The organism is Gordonia sp. BP-119 (assembly GCF_016924115.1).
Taxonomy (GTDB): Bacteria; Actinomycetota; Actinomycetes; order Mycobacteriales; family Mycobacteriaceae; genus Gordonia; species Gordonia hongkongensis.
Genome location: NZ_JAFFZF010000003.1, coordinates 80946 through 103538 on the forward strand (window position 1 = coordinate 80946; position 22593 = coordinate 103538).

The following is a 22593-nucleotide window of genomic DNA, read 5'->3' on the forward strand; positions in this document are numbered from 1 at the left end:
TGAGCGGGTCGGCAGGAGGGTGTGTGAATACTTGACCCATGCGTTTCTTCTACGACTCGGAGTTCATCGAGGACGGCACCACCATCGAGCTGGTCTCGATCGGGGTCGTCGGTGAGGACGGCCGCGAGTTCTATGCGGTGTCGACCGATTTCGACCCCGGCCGGGCGGGGGACTGGGTGCGGGCCAACGTGTTGCCGAAACTGCCCTCGCCGTCGTCGTCCGCGTGGCGGGACCGTCGACGCATCCGGGAAGATCTCCTCGAGTTCCTCACCGCCGACGGCTCCGACATCGAGCTGTGGGCCTGGGTGGGCGCGTACGACCATGTCGTGCTGTGCCAGTTGTGGGGTCCCATGACCGCGCTGCCGCGCGAGATCCCGCGGTTCACCCGTGAGCTGCGGCAGCACTGGGAGGCCGCGGGCCGACCGGCGCTGCCGCCCACGCCGTCGGACGCGCACGACGCGCTGAGCGACGCCCGGCACAACCTGCGCCGGTGGGAGGCGATCGAGAAGGCCCGCGTCTGACCCGCGGACGAATCCACGGCCACGTCTCCTCTACCCTGGACGGGTGGTGAACTGGACCGTAGACGTTCCGATCGACGACCTTCCCGAGCTCCCGCCGCTTCCGGGGGACCTCCAGACGCGTTTCGACGACGCGATCAGCCGCCCGGCGGTACAGCAGCCGAGCTGGCCGGCCGACGAGGCGCGCAAGATGCGGACCGTCCTCGAGTCGGTCCCGCCGATCTGTATGCCCGCCGAGGTCCAGACACTCGCCGCGCAGCTGGCCGACGTCGCCGAGGGGCGTGCATTCCTCCTGCAGGGCGGTGACTGCGCGGAGACGTTCGCCGACAACACCGAACCGCACATCAAGGGCAACATCCGCACGTTGTTGCAGATGGCGGTCGTGCTCACCTACGGCGCCAGCATGCCGGTGGTCAAGGTCGCCCGGATCGCAGGCCAGTACGCCAAGCCGCGATCATCCGACACCGACGCCCTGGGGCTGCCCTCCTACCGCGGCGACATGGTCAACGGATTCGTGGCCGACGCGGCGGTGCGGGCCCACGACCCGTCCCGGCTGGTGCGCGCCTACGCGAATGCCGCGGCCGCGATGAACCTGGTCCGCGCCCTCACCCAGGCCGAGGCGGATCTGAGCCGGGTGCACGACTGGAACCGCGAGTTCGTGCGCACGTCACCCGCCGGCGCACGCTACGAGGCCCTGGCGTCCGAGATCGATCGCGGCCTGCGGTTCATGGACGCCTGCGGCGTCACCGATTCGAATCTGAACTCCGCTTCCATCTTCGCCTCGCACGAAGCGCTCGTCCTCGACTACGAACGCGCCATGCTGCGGCTGGCCGACGACCCCGAGGGTGCCGGCAAGGTCCTCTACGACCTCTCCGCGCACTTCCTGTGGATCGGGGAGAGGACCCGCCAGCTCGACGGCGCCCACATCGCGTTCGCGGAGCTCATCAGCAATCCGATCGGCGTCAAGATCGGGCCCACGACGACGCCCGAGCAGGCCGTCGAATACGTCGAGCGTCTCGATCCGCACAACGTGCCCGGGCGACTCACGCTCGTCGCGCGGATGGGCAACGGCAAGGTCCGCGACGTGCTGCCGGCCATCGTCGGCGCCGTCGAGGCGACCGGCCACAAGGTCATCTGGCAGTGCGATCCGATGCACGGGAACACCCATGAGGCGTCGACCGGCTTCAAGACCCGGCACTTCGACCGCATCGTCGACGAGGTGCAGGGGTTCTTCGAGGTGCATCGCGCGCTGGGTAGTCATCCGGGCGGTGTCCACGTCGAGCTGACCGGCGAGGACGTCACCGAATGTCTCGGTGGCGCACAGGAGATCTCGGATCTCGACCTCGGGGGACGCTACGAGACGGCCTGCGATCCGCGGTTGAACACGCAGCAGTCGCTCGAGCTGGCGTTCCTCGTCGCGGAGATGCTGCGCGGCTGAGGGAGCGGGGCGTCAGCCGATCGCCAGGAACGTGCTGCCGACCCAGAATCCGAGGGCGCCGAGGCCGCCGACCAGCACCAGCACGACGACTATCCAGACCAGCGCGCCGAGCCGGCTGCCGCCGATGAGTTCGGGCTCGACGGCCACCGGCCGTGGGGTACGACGGGTCACCGGACGCGGCGCGGAGCCGACGTCGTCGCGCTCGGCCGCAGGTTGCTCCACGGGTGTGGCTGTGTCCGCGGGCCGCGCCGGGCCGGGCACCGACTGGACCCGGGTGCCATGGCCGCCGGGATCGGGGCCCCGGTAGCGCGACACCGTCTGACGCTCGGCCGACCGGCGCGGAGCGGGCACCGTGAACGGCGGGAGGTCGAGTTCGTCGGCGACGGCGAGCAGAGCCCGCTGCATGTCGAAGCCGTCGGCATATCGATCGGCGGGGTCGCGTTCGGTCGCGCGCAACACGATCTCGTCGAACTCCTCCGGCACCCCCGGGATCACGTCGCCCGGCGCCGGCACGTCGAAGCTGAGACGTTGGTAGGCGAGAGCCAGGGGTGAGTCGCCCGAGAAAGGTGTTCTGCCCGTGAGGAGTTCGAACATCATCACACCCATGGAGTAGACGTCGCTGCGCGCGTCGGCATGAGTGGACTCGACTTGCTCGGGGGAGAGATAGGCGGCCGTCCCCAGGATCACGCTCGCCGAGGTCACCCCGGCTTCGGCGACGGCGCGTACGAGTCCGAAGTCGGCGACCTTGACCTCGCCCTCGTCGGAGATGAGCACGTTCTCGGGTTTCACGTCCCGGTGGACCAGACCCGCGGCATGTGCGGTGCCCAGCCCGCCCAGTACCGGCGCGGCCACCGCGACGACGGCATGGGGCGGCATCGGGCCGCGTTCGCGCAACAGTTCGCGCAGGCTGCCCCCGTCGACCAGTTCCATCACCAGGAACGCGATGCCGTCGTCGATGCCCTGGTCGTACACCGCGACGAGCCCGGGATGTTTGAGGCCGGCGACCGCGCGCGCCTCGAACTCGAAGCGGCGCAAGAACTGTGGGTCTCCCGAGTACCGGGAGTCCATCACCTTCACCGCCACGTCGCGTCCCAGCCGCAGGTCGACGGCGAGGTAGACCGCCGACATGCCGCCGCGCGCGATGGGCGCGTCGATCCGGTACCGGTCCTCGAGGACGGTCCCGAGCATCGTGTCGACGGGGGAGTTCACGCTGCCGAATCTACCTGCAGCCCGGGCCGGTCGAGAGCATCGGCACGATGCCGATGGAGGGTGTCGCCGACGGGGCGTTCGCGGGTCCGTTCGTCATGTCGTCGCGACCCGACGGTTTCTCCCGCTCCCGACTACCGGCTACCCTTTCGACGTGGGTTCCCTACCGTTGTCGCCTGACACTCTGCCTTCCGACACCGAGTTCCTGTCGATCGACGATGTCGCCGACCGCCTCGGGGTGTCGACCAACCGGGTGCGGACACTCATCCGTGACCATCACCTGCTCGCGGTCTCCCACAACGGATACCCGGCGATTCCGGCGCTCTTCGTGGACGAGGGTGGCGTCGCGAAACACTTCTACGGGCTCGTGGCGGTCCTGATCGACGGCGGTTACACGCGCGACGAGGTGATGGAGTGGTTGTTCACCGAGCAGGAAGATCTCGGACTCCACCCGGCGGCAGCGCTGCACACGGATCTCGCCCGCGAGGTCATCCGCCGGGCGCAGGCCCAGGCTTTCTGAGCGACGCCCCGGCCCCGAACCCCCGGGGTCCGGACTCCCGGTGCTCGGCCTCGGCGCGCCCCGACTCCTCGACGCCCGTCTCCGCGAGGACATCCGACGCGAGAGTGTCCTCGCCGGCCGGGGTCGCGCCCCACGCCCACCTCCCGAACCGGCCCAGCCGCAACGGGTCCCGACGGGTCAGCGACCAGGCCGCGACGCCGGCCAGTGCGGCCGCCAGCGTCACCTCGACAGGTTTGTAGAAGACGATCGCGTCGTCGGGCTGGAACACGATCAGCAGGAACGTCGAGGCACCGACGACCGTGGCCCGCACCCACATCGGCAGGTCGAAGGCCACCGCGATCACCAGCACCCACGTGTAGTACCAGGGCAGCGTCGACGGCTCGAGCAGGAGTACGGCCAGCATCGCCCACGCCATCCCGGCGACCGCGTCCCGCACGTCGTGGCGGTGGCGCCACCAGAGCGCGACCAGCGTTACCGCGAGGACCACCGAACCGATTGCCCGCGTGACCTCCAGCACCGGTTGCAGATTGAGGGCGACGAACGGCGCCGCGACGAGGGTCACGACATGGGCGGCGAGGGTGGGAATCGTGAACCAGTTGATGATGACGTCGGCCCACCCCAGGCCGGTGAGCCAGCCGAGTCCCAAACCGATCACCAGGGTCCACAGGCCGAACACCGCGACCGCGATCCCGACGATGGATGCGAACACCGTCACCACGTCGCGGGCGGTCACCGGTCGCCGGGAACGGATGTGCGACAACCAGATCCACAAGACGAACGGCAGTGCGATGCCGGCGGTGATCTTGATCGACACCGCGAGCGCCAGGACGGCTGTGCCCACCACGTGCCGGCCGTCGACCACCAGGACGATCCCGGTGACGAGGACGCCCATCATCAGCAGCTCCACGTGCGGTCCCGCCACGAGATGGATCAGGACCAGCGGGTTGAACAGCACCAGCCACAGTCCGGCTTGCGGGGAGGCCCCGAACCGCTCCGCCAATCGGGGTATCGCCCAGAGGGACAGGAAGAGTCCGGGCAGCAGCACCAGCCGGATGGCCAGCACGCCGAGGACGACCTGGTCGCCGGTGATCTCGGTGACGACGCGCAGCATGCCCATGAAGAAGGGGCCGTACGGTGCCGTCGTGGTCGCCCAGACCTGCGCCATGCTGTCGACGAGCGGACCGGGCAGGTGGGCGGGACCGTCGGCATACGGGTCGAAACCGGCGCCGAACACCGCGCCCTGGGCGAGATAGGCGTAGACGTCGCGCGAGTACACCGGCACCGCGACGAGCAGGGGAGCGGTCCACACGAGCACCCATCGGCTCAGCGTCCGCGTCGTCGGCGCGGTGTCGGTGGTGGCGGAGATGATCCGACGCCCCAGCCGGACCCACCCGAACACCATGAGGAACACGCCCAGCCAGAACAGCGTCCCGAAGACGTTCTTGCCGTGCCCGTACGTGATCCAGCTCAGACCCAGATCGGAGAGAAGAGCGGAGTTGCGCGGCGGGTCGCCGACCCCGAAGCTGCCGAGACAGACCAGCACGGACCCGATCGCGCCGAGGATCAGATCGCCCCGACCGGCCGTGGCGGCACCTGTCACGGAAGTGCTCACGCCTGACGGTGCGCGACGCGATGGGCGACCGCGATCAGCTCGGCACGGATGTCGTCGCCGATGTCGGCGGCGTCGAGTGCGGTCAACGCCGACCCCAACAGCTCGTCGATCGAGTTCTCCACCTCGGCCACCGCGCCGAGCTCGACGAACAGGTCTCGCGCGGAACCCAATTCGTCGCTGTCGAGCCGGCGGCCGAAGTAGGAGCGCAACCGCGCGCCGAGGGCCGGGTCGGCCGCATCGGCGCGTTGCAGCGCGATCGCGCGCAGGGCCGTGTGCTTGTCCGAGACCAGATCGTCCCCGGACGGTTTACCCGTGCGTTCGGGATCGCCGAAGACGCCGAGCAGATCGTCGCGGAGCTGGAAGGCGATGCCGAGGTCGTGCCCGATCGCACGCAGCGTCGACACCAGCTGCTCGGACGCACCGGCGAGTCGCGCACCCAGCTCGAGTGGTCGCGCGACGGTGTAGGCGGCGGTCTTGAACTCCATCACCCGGTAGGCGGCCTCGGTCGAGTCGTCGCCGCCGGCCTCGTTCACGATGTCCAGGAACTGGCCGCCGAGCACCTCGGTCCGCATCGCCGCCCACGTCGCGCCCACCTCCGCGGGCAGCGGGTGGTCGCCGTCCCTGCCGGTTGAGCGGTCCCTGCCGGTTGAGCGGTCCCCGCCGGTTGAGCGGTCCCCGCCGGTTGAGCCTGTCGAAACCCCCGGCCGGTGACCGTGGACCAGGTCGTCCGCCCAGGCGAGCGCGAAGTCGCCGGCGAGGATCGCGGCCGCCACCCCGTGGGTGCCGGAGTCCCCGGCCCACTCCGCGCTCGCGTGCCGTGACTCGAACTCCCGGTGCACGGTCGGGTACCCGCGCCGGGTGTCCGACCGGTCGATGATGTCGTCGTGGATCAGGGCGCAGGCCTGCACGAGTTCGAGTGCGGCGCAGACGCGCAGCGCGTCCCGCGGGCCGGGGGCGTCGTCCTCGGCTGCGGCCCCGGCGACGGCACGGTCCGACGACGACGTCCCGCAGCGCCACCCGGCGAAGGCGAAGACCGGTCGAATGCGTTTGCCTCCTCGCAGCACGAACTCCCGGATCAGTTCGGCCGCCTCACCGACCACCGGTGCGATCGCGGCGGCGGCCGGGACCGCGTCGTCGAAGAAGGCGCGTAATTCGGCCTCGACGGCGCCCGGAACCGCATCGAGCGAGGTGGGCGTGGGGATCGTGGAGGTCACCCTGCCAGGCTATGCGACCTGCTCCGTACACTGTGCGGGTGACCCCAACCGCTCCCGCACCCTCGATCGTCGAACGCCTGTCCGCCCCGCACCGCGGCCCGGTCCCGTTCTCGGTCGAGTTCTTCCCGCCGCGTGACGCCGAGGCCGAGTCCCGGCTCTGGCGGGCGGTGCGCATCTTCGAGCGGTTGTCCCCGGCGTTCGTCTCGATGACCTACGGTGCAGGCGGTTCGACGCGCGATCGCACGGTGCGCATCACCGGTGAGCTCGCCGCACATACCACGCTGCTGCCGGTGGCCCACCTGACCGCCGTCAACCACAGCGTCGCGGAACTGAGGGCGCTCGTCGGTGCCTACGCCGACCAGGGCATCACCAACATCCTCGCGCTTCGCGGCGATCCGCCCGGCGATCCGCTCGGCGAGTGGGTCGCCCATCCCGACGGCGTCGAGTACGCCGAGCAACTGGTCCGGCTCATCGACACCCTCGGCGACTTCCACGTGGGGGTGGCGTCGTTCCCGGAGACGCATCACCGGTCGCCCGACATCGAACACGACACCCGCACTCTTGTCAGCAAGTTGCGGGCCGGGGCCGAGTACTCCATCACCCAGATGTTCTTCGACGTCGAGCACTACCTGCGGCTGCGCGACCGGGTCGCGGCCGCCGACCCCGAGCAGGGACTCAAGCCGATCATCCCGGGCATCATGCCGGTCACGTCGCTGGCCACCGTCCGTCGCATGGTCGAGCTGTCGGGTTCGGTGATCCCGCCCGACGTCGAGGAACGCTTCGCCAAGGCCGCGGGCAACGGCGCCGAGGAGGATCGTGCGTCGGTCCGTGCCGTCGGCATCGACTTCGCCACCGAGATGGCACAGCGACTGGTCGCCGAGGGTGCGCCGTGTCTGCATTTCTGCAGTCTGAACTTCGCCAAGGCCACGACGGAGGTCCTGGGCCGACTCGGCGTGGACGTCGACGCCGCGCTGCACGTCCCGGCCTGAACGGCCGAAGCTGTTCCGCCGGACCGGTGTCGGCGCCGGTCCGGCGCGGCATCATGTGCCCGCGGGTGGCTTTCGATCCGCGGGCGGCGTTGCCGATGACGGACCCGACACGGGATCGGCGGCAGCCGCGAGTCCTTCACCCGAGATCGACGAAGGGTTTGTCTTAGCCGCCACCGGACGTCCGGGCCGCGGTCCGCGATACCGCTTGGAGTAGGCGATCCGGACGATCACCAGGACGACCACGACGCACAGCAACGCGACGAACCACGACCAACTGCTGACCGCGGCGGTCGCCGGGTCCGGATAGGTGGCATCGGCGCTGAAGTCCGACGGTTCACCCGGAGCGGGGGTCCAGGTCACGGTGGACTCGCCGACCTGCTCGCCGTTCGTCGCGGTCACCGGACCGCCGAAGGTGACGGTCAGTTGTACGTAGTCGCGGTCCGGGACCAGCTCGGTCAGATCGGCGTCGCCGCGGAACCGCACCACCTCCCCGCTGCGCTTGGCGGTGAGATCCATCGTCAGCGAGGTGTCGCCGTAGGCGTCGGCCACGATGTCGCCCAGTTGGGCGAACTGCCCCGCGGTGAGATCGCTGAACGACGCCCGCGTTCCGACGCGCGTGGCGGGATCGTCCTCGTCGGGGTTCTCGTCCGCGCCGGCCTCGTCGTTTCCGGCGGGCTCGGAGGGTGAGGGGGATTCGGCCGTGTTCTCGGGTCCGGCGCCCGGAGACGACGGCGCGTCGGGACGATCGGGCACCTGTTTGTAGTCGGTCACCGAGACCTGCCCCATCATCGACTCGGGGAGGTCGAACTGCGGTGTCCCGCGCGGATTGTCCGGGGTGGTCGCCACGACGACGCTCCCCGAGTAGCGATCTCCCACCGTCGTCGACCGTTCGAGACAACCGGCCATCAGCGGGGAGAGAGCGACGAGAGCGACGGCCACCGCGGACGGCAACAGGCGCCGGGCTCGGCGGGACCCGGGCGCACCCGGTACGGGATTCGACGAACGCACGGTGCTCATCGTGCCAGACCCCGGCCGGACCGCGGGGCACCCGTCACACCGCGCCGCGTCGGGTGTCGGCGGTGTCAGGGCCGACGGCCGAGACCCCGACGCCCGCGTCGCAGCGCCAGGTGGGCGGCGATGTAACCGCTCGCGCCGGTGACACCTCCGCCGGGGTGAGTCGACGCTCCGGCGAGGAGCAGGCCGTCGGCACCGGGGACGCGGTGTCCGGCGAGGTCGGGGGTGGGACGCCACATGAACATCTGGTCGATGGACATCTCGACATGCATGATGTTGCCGCCGATCAGGCCCAGCTCATCGGCCAGATCTCGCGGCGTCTGGACGTACCGATGCGCGACCGACTCGGCGAAACCGGGCGCGTGGCGGTCCACCTCGTCGACGACGGCCTTCGCGGCGCGGTCCGCCGCGGCCGGCCAGTCGCCGTCGGCCGGCCGGTACGGATGCCACTGTGCCCAGAGATTGATGACGGAGCGGCCCGGGGGCGCGAGCGTCGGATCGATCGCCGAATAGCTCATCGCGACCACGGCCGGGCGCGGCGGGAGCTCGCCCACCGACGCCGCGGCATGGGCTCGGGTGAGGTGGGCGCGGTCGGTGACCAGCAGTCCGAGAGCCGAATGGACGCCGTGCTCGGGCAGGTCGCCGGGCAGCCCCTGGTAGTCGGGCAGGCCGGTCGTCCCCAGGCGAACCGCCATCCCGATCCCGCTGCCCACGACGATGGTGCGTCGCCACCGGTCGATGACGCCCGCGTCGAAACCGCCGGCGGCGAGGAGGTCGAGCGTGGTGAGCACGTGGCAGGCGTGGATGACTGTTGCGGCACAACGGGATTGACCCGTGCTGGTGAGCACCCGCCAGTGGTCGCCGCAGCGGGCGACGGAGACCGCGGGGTCGCCGCAGGAGACACGGCCGCCGTCCTGGTGGATTCGGTGCACGAGGGCCTCGGTGAGTGCGCCGCTGCCCCCGATCGCGCGTCCGGGCGGGATTCGGTGCATGAGTGCGGCGAATCCGATCATCGGCGCCGTGCCCGGTGCGCTCATGGGCGGTCCGGACTGGGCGCCGAACCACGCGAGTCCCGCCTTGAGCTGTTCGGACTCGAAATACTCGTCGAGGAGGGAATCGCCGGAGGCCATCAATTCGGCGGTCAGGTTCAGCACCCGGCCGCCGCGCCGGCCGAACAACCCCGTGCGTGCCGTGGTGGCGGTGCCGCCGAGCCCGCCGAAGGCCCGGCCGAACTTCCCCATCGTCGCGGGTTGGTAGAACGCATCCATGACCGCCCGCGCCCGCGGCGTCCACATCTCCACGAAGCGTCGATATGCGGCGGCATCGGCTGCACCACAGGCGTTCTCGATGGAAGCGCACGTCGCGTCGAGGTCGGTGCGGAAGACGATCGGCGGGGCGGTCGCGGTGGCCGGGACGAACGCCCACGGATCGCAGTCGACGTAGCGCAGGCCGTGCGCGGCGAGGTCGAGGTCGTCGAGAACGGGGGAGTGACGGATCATCAGATGCGACGACGACCCCCGGTCGACCCGATGTCCGGGGAACCGTTCGACGGTGGAGACCGCGCCGCCTGGGATGTCGTCCCGCTCGAGTGCCTCCACATCCCGTCCGGCCTGTGCCAGGTAGGCCGCGGCGATCAGGCCGTTGTGGCCCGCGCCGATGACGACGGCGTCACGCCGTGTGCCGTGCATCGTCAGCTCCCGGTACCGGCGCGGCGGGCGGCGGCCGGGGGTTGCAGTTCCAGGGGGAGCGGACGGCCGAGGAACGCGAACGGACGCGGATCGCCGGTGAAGGTGAAGTGGCGCAGGACGTCGGTGAAACCCATCCGCCGGTACAACGACCACGCGCGGTTGTCCTCGGCGGGGATCTCCGGGGTCGACAGCAGCACATGGCGTTCGGGCCGGTCGGCCAGCAGCCGGGCGAGGAGCCCCTGGCCGATACCTCGGCCCTGAGCGGTCGGGTGGACGTGCAGCTCGGTGAGCTCGAAGTAGTCGCGCGCGATCGCCTCGACCGTCTCGGGCGGTCGGCCCGTCTGGCGGAGTCCGAGCCGCAGCTGCTGGTTCCACCATTGACCGGTCGCGCCGGTGTAGCCGTAGGCGATGCCGACGAGCAGGTCGTCGGGTCCGAAGCCGACCGGCGGACCGACCCGGCGCCGCGCGGCCGGCATGGTCCGCGCCTCGTGTGGGGTCACCGTCTCGACCGCGCCCATCGCACGCCATCCGGGCCGCGCGATGTGTTCGCGCCAGAGCCCGGCCCGATGGATCTCCGTACCGCGCGGATAATTCATCGCGGTCACGTAGATCTCCAGGGCCGGCTCGAGCCAGGCCCGGGCGTCCTGGCCACTCAGGCTCACCAGGCGGATGGTCAACGGATTTCCGTTCTCTGCATCGTTCGTCCTGCGTCGTCGACCTGCAGACGAGGTCGGCTGCCGCTGGGGCGGGCCGCCCTCTGCCGGGGGCATCGCGTCGCAGGCCACTTCCGGGAATTGTCCTATCGATGATGCACACTCGGCAGGAATCGGCCCGCAGGTGGTGGCGTTGTACTCCCCGGCGGGGGTTTCGGGTCACAGATGTCTTGAACGCCGACGCCGGGATAGCTATATTGAACGTGTCGAACGGATGTTCGATGAATGTGCCTCCGCAAGCTGTTCGCGTTCATCCGACGACACGGTCCGGCGGCGGACGAGGGAAGCGTCTGCCGCCGGACACAGCCCATACGCACGAGGAGGACGACATGGCCAGACACCGCAGCGCCACGGCTCTCACCCACGCGGCGCCCGTCGACCCGGTGATGGTCGGTCGAGCGCGCGATCTCCTCGAGCGTGCACACGTGCTCTTCGACAATGCCGACGGCGTCGACGACGACGTCGAGCGGTTCCGTCAGCTGTACCTCGTTGCCCTCCGCGCCTCGGGCGCGGCCCTCGCCGTGCACGAACCGGTCGGGACCGTGCGGCGCAGGACGTCGAACGCCTGGACCCGCATCGGTGTGGTCGCCCCAGAGCTGGCGCCGATCGCCGCCCGGTTCGCCGCGCTGTCGCCGGTTCGGATGAAGATCGAGTCCGGGATCATCCGCACGATCGACCCCGACAGCGTCGCCGGCATGCGGCTGCTCGTCCTCGACTTCCTGCGTCGGGTCGAGACGATGGTCATCGCCTACGAGCAAGGAAAACTCGGTGCCGAAGCGCCGCAGATCGGCGCGACGGCGTGAATCCGGCCACACTTTGCGGTTTCTGGCACCGCCCGGTCGTCGGCAACAGCGAGTAATGGTGGTCGCGGTCGATTTCACCTCGTATCATGGGACGATATAGGCGCAGACGCCTTTCCGGTCGCGGGTGACCTTCGTCGGCGTCACGGATCAGTGAGAAGGAGGGTCGGTGCCACTTTCGGAGCACGAGCAACGCATGCTCGAACAGATCGAGAGCGCGCTGTACGCGGAAGACCCCAAGTTTGCGTCCAGTGTCAAGCGTCGGCGCCTTGGGAAGTCGAGCGGTCGTCGTCGCCTGCAGGCGGCAGCGGTCTTCGTCGTCGGCCTGGTGATGCTGGTCGGCGGACTCATCGTCAACATCAACATCGGCGGATTCCCGATCGTGAGCCTCCTGGGCTTCCTGGTGATGTTCGGGGCCGGCCTCTTCGCTCTCTGGGGAGACAACAACACCGCCGAGGCGGGCTCGTCGTCGACCAGGTCCGGCAAGAAGCAATCGGGGTCGTCCGGCGCCAAGCGCAAGCTGTCAGAACGCATGGAGGAGCGATTCAATCGCCGGTTCGAGCAGGAGTGATCCGCTGATCCCGACTCCGCGTTCGTCGATCGGCTGACCGACTCCCGCAACTTCGCATATTCGACTGAGCCGCGTGCCTTCGGGCACGCGGCTCTTTCATGTCCTCGATTGCTCTCCAGAGCACGCTGAACGGATCCGGGCGCACGGTCGACGGGATCGAACGCCCGGTCAACGGTCCTCGCGCTTCCATACTGGCGATCCCCACTTCTCGCCACCGGCGATCCCCACTTCTCCCCACCGGGTCGCCCCACTTTGCCCCACTAGAGGATTTACGCCTGGAATTCCCGCCTCTCGGACCTCATCGGTATCTCTGGTCACACGCTGGTTGCCCTTCTTTCCGCCCATGACGCGCCGGCGACACGCGCGTTCATCGTCATCTTGAGCTCCCTGAACTGGGAATTTGCTGTCAGTGGGTGAATGCGGGGGCGGTGGGGGTGGAAAGTGGTGGAAAGTGGGGTACTGTGGCATCACTGGGTGAGGCGAGATACGACGCGGAACCCGGTGGGCAGGAGGTGTCGACGTGTCCGTGCGATTCGTCGGTACCTACACGCCCAAATTGGACGACAAAGGGCGGCTCACGTTGCCCGCCAAGTTCCGCGATGCACTGGCAGGAGGGGTAGTGGTCACCAAAGGCCAAGATCACAGCTTGTCGGTGTACCGGACCGAAGAGTTCGACGCGATAGCCGCTCGGATCGTCGAGGCGTCTCGGAACGACCCTGATCTGCGCGCGTTCCAGCGAACGTTCTTCGCCGGTTCGGAAGAGCAGCGACCGGACGGTCAGGGCAGGATCAGCCTGTCCGGCGACCATCGCGTGTACGCGGGGTTGTCCAAGGAGTGCGTGGTGTTCGGCAGCTTCGATCACCTCGAGATCTGGGACTCGGCCGCATGGAACGAGTACCAGACGCGGCACGAGGAGAACTTCTCGGCCGCCAACTCCGCCGCGCTGAACGCGGTGCTGTAGCCGGAGGACCGGCCGCCACACCGCCGAGACAGCAACACCAACGACAGCAACCGACCAGAAACCGACCGAAGAGACAGCAACCGATGGGCGAGTTCGGTGCCCAGCGGCTTCGGGTGGCACGAGGCCCCGGCCCGGTGGCGACCCTGGCGTACTTCCCCAACGCCAGGTGCGTGATCGGGTCGGGACCCCGCTCCATCCGACCGCCTGCTCTCGCCGACCCGAGGCATCCGCCCACCGCCGATACCGCATACATGCCGATGGGGGGTCTTCATCATGGTCGATGCCGAGGACGAACCGCGTCGGTCCGGCGAGTTCGGCCACATCCCCGTCATGGGTGCGCGCATCGTCGAACTGCTGACCCCCGCACTGGATTCCGACGATCCGCGCGTCTTCCTCGACGCCACGCTCGGCGCGGGCGGGCACAGTCAACTGGTTCTCGAGTCGTTCCCGAACGTCCGCGTGGTCGGCATCGATCGGGACGCCTCGGCACTCGAGATCGCCCGCGAGCGCCTGACGTCGTACTCCGACCGGATCTCGCTGCACCAGGCCACCTTTCACGAGATCCGCGACGTGATGGACGCAGCGGGGGAGTCGGTCATCGATGCCGCACTGTTCGATCTCGGGGTGTCGTCGATGCAGCTGGACCAGGCCGGACGCGGTTTCGCCTATGCGGTGGATGCGCCGCTCGACATGCGCATGAACGCCGACGACCCGCTCACCGCCGCCGACGTGCTCAACACGTACTCGCACGGCGAATTGGCCCGCGTACTCTCCGATTACGGGGAGGAGCGCTTCGCCGGCCGGATCGCCTCGGCGGTCCTGCGGGAGCGGGACAAGGAGCCCTTCACGACCAGCGCGCGTCTCGTCGAACTGCTCTACGACGCCATCCCGGCCGCCACCAGGCGGACCGGCGGGCACCCGGCGAAGCGGACCTTCCAGGCGTTGCGCATCGAGGTCAACCATGAATTGGACGTCCTGCGTGAGGCTTTGCCCGCTGCGCTGGACGCGCTCGCCGTGGGCGGACGGATCGCCGTGATGAGTTACCAGTCTCTCGAGGATCGGATCGTCAAGCGCGAGTTCGCGACGCGCACATCGTCCACCTCACCCCCCGGGCTCCCGGTCGAGTTGCCCGGCACGGCACCGGAATTCCGTGTCGTCACGCGGGGCGCCGAACGTCCGGACGAGAACGAACTGGCCACCAACCCGCGCTCGGCGCCGGTACGTGTCCGCGCGATCGAGCGAGTCGAGAAGAAGGGCTGAGCATGACCATCCTGCACGAGGCCCCGTCGCGGTCCGCCGGCGACGAGCGCGATTCGCGACGGTCACGCCGAACCCGCATCGAGTCCGAACGTGCGACACGATCGAGGGCCGCCCAGCGGGCACTCGACCGTCGACACCGACGCTCCGCGGCGGGTCGTGCCACGCCGCCGCGTCGTACCGGCGGCGGACTGTCCATGACCGGGGTGTCCCTGCGAGAGCGACTGCAGCACACCCCGTTTGTCGTGCCGGTGATCGCGTTGCTCGTCCTCGGACTCGGTCTCAGCCTGTGGTTGTCGACCAAGGCGGCGCAGGATTCCTACAAGCTGGGAATCGAGCGGACGCAGAACCAGTCCCTCATCGATCAGCGCGACGCGCTCAAGCGCACGTACGAATCGGGCAACTCGGCGCCTGAATTGTCGGACAAGGCAGCACGTCTCGGCATGATCCCCGCCGACAACCCCGCTCGGATGATCGTCGACGACCCGCGACGCCCGCGCGTGGTGGGCAAGCCGGAGCCCGCGTCCGGGCGTCCGATGGGGAGCCTGAATCCCGATACCGCACCGGATCCCGCGGAATCGATCGACCCGAGCGAGGTCGACGACTCGATCGGGCTGGGCGGCGGATCGGGTTCCGCGGGACCCGAGGCGGGCGGGACGTCCACACCGCAACCCGCACCGTCGCAACCGGCATCCGACGAACCGGCGGCCGGCGGACCGTCTCCGTCGCAGACCGCACCGCCCGGCGCGAATCCGCTCCCGTCCGGTGCGAGTCCGGCTCCCTCCGGGGCCGGTGCCGTGCCCCCGGCCGCGCCGTCGACCCCGACTCCGGCGCCGAATGTGGTGCCCACCCCGTGAGTTCGCCCCGATCCGCGCTTCCGAAGTGCGCTGGATCTCCGGCGCCATCTCCAACCCGCCGGGGTCAAATCCGGGGTAACCACGTTGAAGCGGTGAACAATTGACGACCATGACACGTGCGACCTTCGAGCGGCTCGGCGCCGGCCCGTCGCGTCCGGGACGCCGACCCGGGCGTGGACCCGGAGCGGGGTCGGGAGGATCGGATCGGAAGGGGCCCGGCGGGCGGAACGGCCGTGGGCCGCAGGGTTTCGTCTTCCGTGCGCGCGCGGCCGGCGTGGTGGTCCTGCTGGTCGTCCTCGCCGTCGCGGTCAAGATGATCGTCGTCCACACGGTGCAGGCGAGTTCGATCTCTGCCGAGGCCGCACAGCAGCGCGAGTACACGCAGGTCCTCACCGCCAAGCGCGGTGCGATCCTCGACCGCAACGGGCGCCCGCTGGCCTACACCGACGAAGCGCGGTCATTGACGTTCCTGCCCAAGGCCGTTCGCAAGACGATCGAGGAAGAGCACCGCAAGAACCCCGCGCTTCCCGACGTCGAGACCAGGCTCGAGGAGATCGCGAAGGGGGTGTCGGTGGCCCTCGGTGGTTCGATCAGCGAGGAGGATCTCCTCGAGAAGGTCACCGGCGAAGACACTTTCGTGTACCTCGCGCGGTCCGTGAGCCCCGACGTCGCGTCCCGGATCACCGAGGACTTCCCGGAGGTCGGTGCCGACCCGCAGAGCATCCGCCTGTACCCGGGTGGGTCGCTGGCGGCGAACGTGGTCGGCGACGTGAACTACGACGGCAACGGACTCATCGGGCTCGAGGCGTCGCTTGACTCGATCCTGTCCGGGACCGACGGCTCGCGGACCTACGACCGGGGATCGGACGGGGCCGTCATCCCCGGCAGCATGCGCAACGTGCACCCGGCTCTCAACGGGGCGACGGTGCGCCTCACCCTCGACTCCGACATCCAGTGGTTCGTCCAGAGCCAGGTCATGAAGGCCAAGCAGGCATCGGGTGCGCAGGGCGCGTCGGCCGTGGTGCTCGATGCCAAGACCGGTGAGGTGCTGGCGATGGCGAACGACGGGACGTTCAACGCATCCATCCCGTTGTCCGAGCAGCCCGATGCCGAGCTGGGCAACCCCGCCGTCACGTCTCCGTTCGAGCCAGGCTCGGTCAACAAGCTCATCGCCGCCGCGGCCGCCGTCGAATACGGCATCACCCGGCCCGAGACGGTGTACCGCGTTCCGGGCAGCATCCGGATGGCAGGTGTCACGGTGCGCGACGCTTGGCCGCACGGGGTCGAGCCGTACACCACCACCGGCATCTTCGGTAAGTCGTCGAACGTCGGCACCCTGATGCTCGCGCAGCGGATCGGCGAGGAGCGCTTCGCCGACATGGTCAAGAAGTTCGGTCTCGGTCAGCGAACCGGGGTCGGCCTGCCCGCGGAGAGCGCGGGAGAGGTTCCCGCCCTGAGTCAGTGGTCCGGTGGCTCGTTCGCCAACCTGCCCATCGGACAGGGCCTTTCGATGTCGCTGCTGCAGATGACCGCGATGTACCAGGCGATCGCCAACGACGGCCTGCGCATTCCGCCACGCATCCTGGCATCGGAACAGCGGGACGGGTCGGCGCCCGACGACCGGGCGCGGCCCCAACCCGTCCGGGTGGTGAGCGAGTCCACCGCCCGGACCGTCCGGGACATGTTCCGGTCGGTGGTGCAGGACGACCCGACCGGTGAGCAACAGGGCACCGGGACCAAGGCGGCCGTCGACGGCTACCAGGTGAGCGGCAAGACCGGCACCGCGCAGCAGGTCGATCCATCCTGTGGGTGCTACTCGAACTCGCGGTACAACATCACGTTCGCGGGCATCGCCCCGGCCGACAACCCGCGCTACGTCGTCGGGATCATGCTCGACAACCCACGGCGCAGTTCCGACGGGTCGGGCGGTCAGTCGGCGGCTCCGCTGTTCTCCACCATCACGTCGTGGATGCTCCAGCGCGCCCAGGTGCCGCTGTCCGCGCCGACGCCCCGGCTGACCCTGACCGCACGGTAGCGCCCGCGGAGTCCGTCGCCGATCAGCCGGACACCCGGACAGGTGCGGCCACGGGCGCACCGTGTGCTGTGGCGTCGGGGCGGGTCGGTATCGTGAGTGCGATTCTGCGCCTCCCGACGAGGCACCGACGCACCTCGCGGCACAGCCCGGTCCGACGTCCGAACACCGACACCCGTACCGAGCAGTCCCGCACGACCAGCACAGTCCCGAGGAGCGAGCATGTCCGCTCGCCCGTGGGAAACGCCGAGAGAAGAACCGAGGAGGCGAGGAGCACCGATGGCGTCTCGTCGACCATCACCCGACCGGAGGGGCGGACCCATCCGTCCGCGTGAGGTCGCGCCGACAGCGGTGTCCGTGTTGTCCACCGCCACCGGGGCCCGACTCGACCTGGTCGGCGGCGCCGACGCCGAGACCCAGGTGACCGGGGTCGTCCTGCGGGCGCAGGACGTCCGGCCCGGTGACCTGTTCGCCGCTCTGCCCGGGGCCAGCACGCACGGCGCGAAGTTCGCCGATCAGGCCGTGGCGGCCGGTGCGACGGCCATCCTCACCGACCCCGCCGGCCGGGCCGAACTGGCTCGCGTCCTGCCGCCGGAGACTGCCGTCGCGGTCCTCATCCATCCCGCTCCCCGCACGGTGCTCGGCAATGTCAGCGCCCGCGTGTACGGCAATCCGTCCCAACGACTCAAGCTGATCGGCATCACCGGCACGTCGGGCAAGACCACCACGTCCTATCTGGTCGAGGCCGCCCTGCTGGCCGCCGGGCACTCGGTAGGGCTCATCGGCACCGTCGAGACCCGCGTGAACGGCGACGCCCAACCGAGTTCGCTGACCACGCCGGAGGCCCCGACCCTGCAGGCCCTGCTCGCGGCGATGCTCGAGGACGGCGTCGACATCGTCGTCATGGAGGTGTCGAGTCACGCGCTGGCACTCGGTCGCGTCGACGGTGCGCATTTCGCGATCGGCGCGTTCACCAATCTCTCGCAGGACCATCTCGATTTCCACCTGACGATGCGCGCCTACTTCGACGCGAAGGCCCAGCTGTTCGTCCCGTCCGCCCCGACGCACGCGGTCCGGGCGGTCGTGTGCGTCGACGACGAGTGGGGTCGGCGGATGGCCGAGCTCGCCCGGCGGCCGGGCGAGGCCGCCCATCTGCAGCCGGTCCTGGTATCCACCGGGCCGACGCCGGCCCACTGGCATGCGGATGACTCGTCGCTCGCCGACGACGGCTCGTCACGCACCCCGTTCACCGAGCCGGACGGCGAGCACGAGCTCCTCATCCCGCTGCCCGGCCGGTACAACGTGGCCAACGGGCTCCTGGCCGTCGCCGTGGCACACGCCGCCGGCGTGCCGGTGCCCACCGCACTCGAGGCGGTCGCGTCGGTGAGCGTCCCGGGACGCCTACAGCGCATCGATCGTGGACAGCCGTTCCTGGCCCTCGTCGACTACGCCCACAAGCCGGGCGCGATCGAGGCGGTGCTGGCGACACTGCGCGGGCAGACCACCGGACGGGTGGCCATCGTCGTCGGTGCCGGCGGCGATCGCGACACCGGGAAACGGCCGCTGATGGGGGAAGCGGCCGCGCGCGGTGCCGAACTCGTGGTCGTGACCGACGACAACCCGCGTACCGAGGACCCGGGTGCGATCCGGGCCGAGGTGCTCGCCGGTGCACAGGCCGTGCCCGGAACCGAGCGCCCCCGCGGCGCGGAACCGATCCGGGAGATCGGCGATCGCGCCGCCGCGATCGAGGCGGCCGTCGCCTGGGCACGACCCGGCGACATCGTGCTGGTCGCCGGCAAGGGACACGAGGCAGGACAGGAGATCGACGGCGTGAAGCATCCGTTCGACGATCGGGAGGTCGTCGCCCGTGCGCTCGAGTCCCGCGCAGCCGAGGCTCCGGGTGCGGTCACGGAGAGCGAACGATGACCACCGGAGCGGTCACGGTCATCCGCGGCGATGCGCCGGTGTCGGTCGACGACGCCCGCCGGCTGATCCGGCGCCTCGCCGAGTCCGCCGGCGCCGGCCGCACCTGGGCGGTCATCGCCGAGCTGGCCTCGCCGGCCGGCCTGACCGAGAACCAGCGCGTCGTCGAACACGATCTGCTGGGTCGCCTGGCGGTCCGGCTGGCTGTCGACAAGACTCTCTGCGTGGGGGATTCACGATCGGTGCACGCGCTGCACCAGGGCGCGGTCATGGAGGGTTCGTGGGGTGACGAGGCGCGCATCGTCGAGTCCGTCGACGCCGCCGCCCGACTCGCCGACACCGAACCGGACTGGCGGCCCGCCGCCGGCGACGTCATCCTGCTGGCCGCGGCCGGCGCCGATCTCGACTCGGTGATCACCGCGTGGTCCGAGCGGGGCGGATGGCGGGTCGTCGACGCGACGGCCGCCGACGAGGCGGCACCGTGAGCGCTCGCGCGGGCGTGAGTGGGCCGACGATGCCGCTCCGCCGCGGGGTGTCAGGCAGGTTCGGGAAGATCGCGGCCGGGAACAGACCGGTCGCGTACGGAGAGGATGCGGGGGCAACGCGGTGACACAGATACTCCTCGCGGGGGCGATCGCGATCGCGGTGTCGATCCTGCTGACGCCGGTCCTCATCAAGGTGTTCTCCCGGCAGGGCTTCGGGCAGGAGATCCGGGTCGAGGGCCCGCAGAGCCACCAGACCAAGCGCGGGACCCCGTCGATGGGCGGCGTCGCGATCCTGGCCGCCCTCTGGGCCGGCTATTTCGGCGCCCACCTCGTCGGGGTCTTCACCGACGCCGGGAACGGGCCGACCGCCTCCGGACTGCTCGTCCTGGGGCTGGCGACCGCGTTGGGCGTCGTCGGGTTCCTCGACGACATCATCAAGATCCGCAAGCATCGCAATCTCGGTCTGAACAAGACCGCGAAGTCGATCGGGCAGTTCATCGCCGCCATCCTCTTCGGCATCCTGGTGCTGCAGTTCCGCAACGACTACGGCTACACGCCGGCGAGCACGAACCTGTCCTACGTCCGCGACATCGATGCGATCACGCTCGGGTCGGTCGTGTTCGTGGTGTTCTGCTGGCTGGTGGTCGCGGCCTGGTCGAACGCGGTGAACTTCACCGACGGGCTCGACGGCCTGGCCGCCGGCTCCATGGCGATGGTCCTGGGCTCCTACGTCCTGGTCACCTTCTTCCAGTTCGTCAACGCCTGTGCGGGCGGCGCGAAACCGCCGAGCGAGATCCCCACCGGCTGCTACCAGGTCCGTGACCCCCTCGATCTCGCGCTCATCGCCGTGGCCGGCGGTGGAGCGTGCCTCGGCTTCCTCTGGTGGAATGCGGCGCCCGCCAAGATCTTCATGGGCGACACCGGCTCGCTCGCCCTCGGCGGCATGCTCGCCGGTCTGTCGATCACCACGCGGACGGAGTTGCTGGCGGTCGTCATCGGCGCGCTGTTCGTCGCCGAGATCATGTCGGTCGTGATCCAGATCGCCTTCTTCCGGACCACCGGTCGTCGCGTGTTCCGGATGGCCCCGTTCCATCACCACTTCGAACTCGGTGGCTGGGCGGAGACCACGGTGATCATCAGATTCTGGTTGCTCACCGCCATCGCCTGTGCGCTCGGCCTGTCGCTGTTCTACGGCGAGTTCCTGACCACCAATGGCTGATCAGCCGGAAGCGAGTCCGACCCCCGGGGGGCCCGACCCGCGCGCCCTGGCCGGCCGGACCGTCGTGGTCGGCGGGGCCGGGACCGCGGGGTTGTCCGCCACCCGGTTCCTGGTGACGCTCGGCGCGCATGTCCTGCTCGCCGACGACCGGTTCGCCGGTGCTGACGCGCCGCCCGTCGACCGGAACGCCGCGGCCGCGGCGGTCGCCGGGGTCACCGAACTGATGTCGCAGGGCGTCGAACCGGTCGCCGTCGCGGATCTGCTCACCGGTTCCGGGCGACTGGCGACGGCCAAGGTCGTGATCGTGTCACCCGGCTTCGCGCCCACCCACCACCTGGTGGCGGCCGCGGCCGCCGCCGGCGTACCGGTCTGGGGCGAGGTCGAACTGGCCTGGCGCGTGGACGTCGCGGGACTGCTGGGCGAACCACGCACCTGGCTTGTCGTGACCGGCACCAACGGCAAGACGACGACCACGTCGATGCTCGCCGGGATCGTCGAGGCGTCGGGCCGCAGGGGTGCGGCCTGTGGCAACATCGGGCTCCCGGTGCTCGACGCGATGCAGGCCGAGCCCAGGGTGGACGTGCTGTGCGCCGAACTGTCGTCATTTCAGCTGCATTGGGCGCCGTCGGTCCGTCCGCATGCGGGAGTCGTGCTCAACGTGGCCGAGGATCACCTCGACTGGCACGGGACCTTCGAGGCGTACGCACTTGCCAAGGCGGGAGCGCTGCGCGGTGCGGTGAGTGTCGTCGGACTCGACGACCCGGTCGCGTCCGGCCTGCCCGCCGCGGGCCGCCGCATCGGTTTCACGCTGCGCGAGCCGCAGCCCGGACAACTCGGCGTCGCGGACGGTGTGCTGATCGACCGCGCCTTCGACGCGGGCCGGTTGTACGACGCTGACGAGGTGCGCCCGGCCGGACCGTCGGGTGTCGCCGATGCGCTGGCCGCGTCGGCTCTCGCGCTCGCGGCCGGCATCGGGCCGGAGGCGATACGGGCGGGGCTGGCGTCCTTCCGGCCGGCCGGTCATCGCGGCGAGGTCGTCGCCTCGCGGGACGGGATCGACTTCGTCGACGACTCCAAGGCCACCAACCCCCACGCCGCCCAGGCGGCGGTCGCCGCCTTCGACCGGGTCGTGCTGATCGCGGGCGGTCTGCTCAAGGGTGCGTCGATGGACGAGATGCTCACCGCGGTGGGCAGTCGGCTGGCCGGGGTGGTCGCGATCGGCCGTGACCGAGACCTGGTGATCGAGGCGATCGCGCGACACGCCCCAGAAGTCCCAACAGTCACAGTATTCACAGGGGACGATGGCACGGTGAACGTGCATCGTCCGGGACAGGCCGGTCCCCAAGCCTCAGCAGCTGATCTCCCGGGGACGGGCTCCTCGACATCGGTGGCGGTCATGGACCGGGCCGTCGAGGAGGCGTGGGTGCTCGCGGAGGCGAGCCCGTCCGCGCCCGACGCCGTGCTGCTCGCCCCCGCGGCGGCCTCGCTGGACATGTTCGCCGGATACGGCGCGCGCGGTGACGCTTTCGCCGCCGCCGCGCGTCGGATCGCCGGCTCGCCCGACACCGGACGCTGA

20 protein-coding genes are annotated in these 22593 nt (G+C 70.0%); 14 read left to right on the forward strand and 6 right to left on the reverse strand.

Annotation, left to right across the window (positions count from 1 at the left end; all coding sequences use genetic code 11):
- Nucleotides 1-38 precede the first annotated feature (38 nt).
- Complete coding sequence (locus JW364_RS03010) at nt 39-521, forward strand: polyadenylate-specific 3'-exoribonuclease AS (protein ID WP_058251695.1); 483 nt, start codon at nt 39-41, stop codon at nt 519-521.
- Nucleotides 522-564: 43 nt separating this feature from the next.
- Complete coding sequence (locus tag JW364_RS03015; RefSeq protein WP_068970557.1) at nt 565-1956, forward strand: class II 3-deoxy-7-phosphoheptulonate synthase; 1392 nt, start codon at nt 565-567, stop codon at nt 1954-1956.
- Nucleotides 1957-1968: 12 nt separating this feature from the next.
- Here the strand turns inward: JW364_RS03015 and JW364_RS03020 are convergent, their stop codons facing one another.
- On the reverse strand, nt 1969-3165 hold the full coding sequence (locus JW364_RS03020; RefSeq protein ID WP_205333015.1) for a protein kinase: 1197 nt from the start codon (nt 3163-3165) through the stop codon (nt 1969-1971).
- 151 nt (nt 3166-3316) lie between these two features.
- On the opposite strand from JW364_RS03020, the gene JW364_RS03025 reads away from it, so the two are divergent.
- On the forward strand, nt 3317-3682 hold the full coding sequence (locus tag JW364_RS03025; protein WP_058251861.1) for an Rv2175c family DNA-binding protein: 366 nt from the start codon (nt 3317-3319) through the stop codon (nt 3680-3682).
- Here JW364_RS03025 and JW364_RS03030 read toward each other — a convergent pair.
- Together JW364_RS03030 and JW364_RS03035 are read right to left on the reverse strand one after the other, a co-directional pair.
- Nucleotides 3651-5294, reverse strand: a complete 1644-nt coding sequence (locus tag JW364_RS03030) for an alpha-(1->6)-mannopyranosyltransferase A (protein ID WP_068970558.1) — start codon at nt 5292-5294, stop codon at nt 3651-3653. The two genes, JW364_RS03025 and JW364_RS03030, sit on opposite strands and share 32 nt — an antisense overlap.
- Complete coding sequence (locus JW364_RS03035) at nt 5291-6508, reverse strand: polyprenyl synthetase family protein (RefSeq protein WP_068970559.1); 1218 nt, start codon at nt 6506-6508, stop codon at nt 5291-5293. The genes JW364_RS03030 and JW364_RS03035 overlap by 4 nt, the downstream gene beginning before the upstream one ends.
- Before the next feature lie 11 nt (nt 6509-6519).
- Here JW364_RS03035 and JW364_RS03040 point away from each other — a divergent pair, with 11 nt between their 5' ends.
- Nucleotides 6520-7497, forward strand: coding sequence for a methylenetetrahydrofolate reductase (locus tag JW364_RS03040; protein ID WP_065632287.1), 978 nt, complete (start codon nt 6520-6522; stop codon nt 7495-7497).
- A 51-nt stretch (nt 7498-7548) separates the two neighbouring features.
- Here JW364_RS03040 and JW364_RS03045 read toward each other — a convergent pair whose 3' ends face one another.
- The 3 genes from JW364_RS03045 to JW364_RS03055 all read right to left on the reverse strand — a co-directional run bounded on the left by JW364_RS03045 (nt 7549) and on the right by JW364_RS03055 (nt 10876).
- Nucleotides 7549-8514: a DUF3153 domain-containing protein gene (locus tag JW364_RS03045; protein ID WP_065632288.1), complete on the reverse strand. Its 966-nt coding sequence runs from the start codon at nt 8512-8514 to the stop codon at nt 7549-7551.
- Between the two features lie 65 nt (nt 8515-8579).
- The gene (locus tag JW364_RS03050) at nt 8580-10199 is read right to left on the reverse strand and encodes an NAD(P)/FAD-dependent oxidoreductase (protein ID WP_205333014.1); all 1620 of its coding nucleotides are present in this window, start codon (nt 10197-10199) and stop codon (nt 8580-8582) included.
- A 2-nt stretch (nt 10200-10201) separates the two neighbouring features.
- On the reverse strand, nt 10202-10876 hold the full coding sequence (locus JW364_RS03055) for an N-acetyltransferase (protein WP_137808481.1): 675 nt from the start codon (nt 10874-10876) through the stop codon (nt 10202-10204).
- Nucleotides 10877-11241: 365 nt separating this feature from the next.
- Between JW364_RS03055 and JW364_RS03060 the strand changes: the two genes are divergently transcribed.
- From JW364_RS03060 to murD, 10 genes are all read left to right on the forward strand, one after another.
- Nucleotides 11242-11715, forward strand: coding sequence for an SAV_6107 family HEPN domain-containing protein (locus JW364_RS03060; RefSeq protein WP_058251704.1), 474 nt, complete (start codon nt 11242-11244; stop codon nt 11713-11715).
- Between the two features lie 166 nt (nt 11716-11881).
- Entirely contained in the window at nt 11882-12283 is a 402-nt protein-coding gene (locus tag JW364_RS03065; protein ID WP_068970560.1) for a DUF3040 domain-containing protein, read from the forward strand.
- A 520-nt stretch (nt 12284-12803) separates the two neighbouring features.
- Nucleotides 12804-13244: a division/cell wall cluster transcriptional repressor MraZ gene (gene mraZ, locus JW364_RS03070; RefSeq protein WP_058251706.1), complete on the forward strand. Its 441-nt coding sequence runs from the start codon at nt 12804-12806 to the stop codon at nt 13242-13244.
- Between the two features lie 273 nt (nt 13245-13517).
- Nucleotides 13518-14504, forward strand: coding sequence for a 16S rRNA (cytosine(1402)-N(4))-methyltransferase RsmH (rsmH, locus tag JW364_RS03075; RefSeq protein ID WP_068970561.1), 987 nt, complete (start codon nt 13518-13520; stop codon nt 14502-14504).
- A 2-nt stretch (nt 14505-14506) separates the two neighbouring features.
- Complete coding sequence (locus JW364_RS03080) at nt 14507-15358, forward strand: hypothetical protein (protein ID WP_068970562.1); 852 nt, start codon at nt 14507-14509, stop codon at nt 15356-15358.
- A 109-nt stretch (nt 15359-15467) separates the two neighbouring features.
- Nucleotides 15468-17393 (forward strand): penicillin-binding protein 2, encoded by a 1926-nt coding sequence (locus JW364_RS03085; protein ID WP_068970563.1) that lies wholly within the window; start codon nt 15468-15470, stop codon nt 17391-17393.
- A gap of 276 nt (nt 17394-17669) precedes the next feature.
- Entirely contained in the window at nt 17670-19316 is a 1647-nt protein-coding gene (locus tag JW364_RS03090; protein ID WP_205333013.1) for a UDP-N-acetylmuramoyl-L-alanyl-D-glutamate--2,6-diaminopimelate ligase, read from the forward strand.
- Nucleotides 19313-19798, forward strand: coding sequence for a UDP-N-acetylmuramoyl-tripeptide--D-alanyl-D-alanine ligase (locus tag JW364_RS03095; protein ID WP_065632296.1), 486 nt, complete (start codon nt 19313-19315; stop codon nt 19796-19798). Before JW364_RS03090 ends, JW364_RS03095 begins: the two co-directional genes overlap by 4 nt.
- Nucleotides 19799-19919: 121 nt before the next feature.
- Nucleotides 19920-21017, forward strand: a complete 1098-nt coding sequence (gene mraY / locus JW364_RS03100; protein WP_058251712.1) for a phospho-N-acetylmuramoyl-pentapeptide-transferase — start codon at nt 19920-19922, stop codon at nt 21015-21017.
- Entirely contained in the window at nt 21010-22593 is a 1584-nt protein-coding gene (gene murD / locus JW364_RS03105; protein WP_205333012.1) for a UDP-N-acetylmuramoyl-L-alanine--D-glutamate ligase, read from the forward strand. Before mraY ends, murD begins: the two co-directional genes overlap by 8 nt.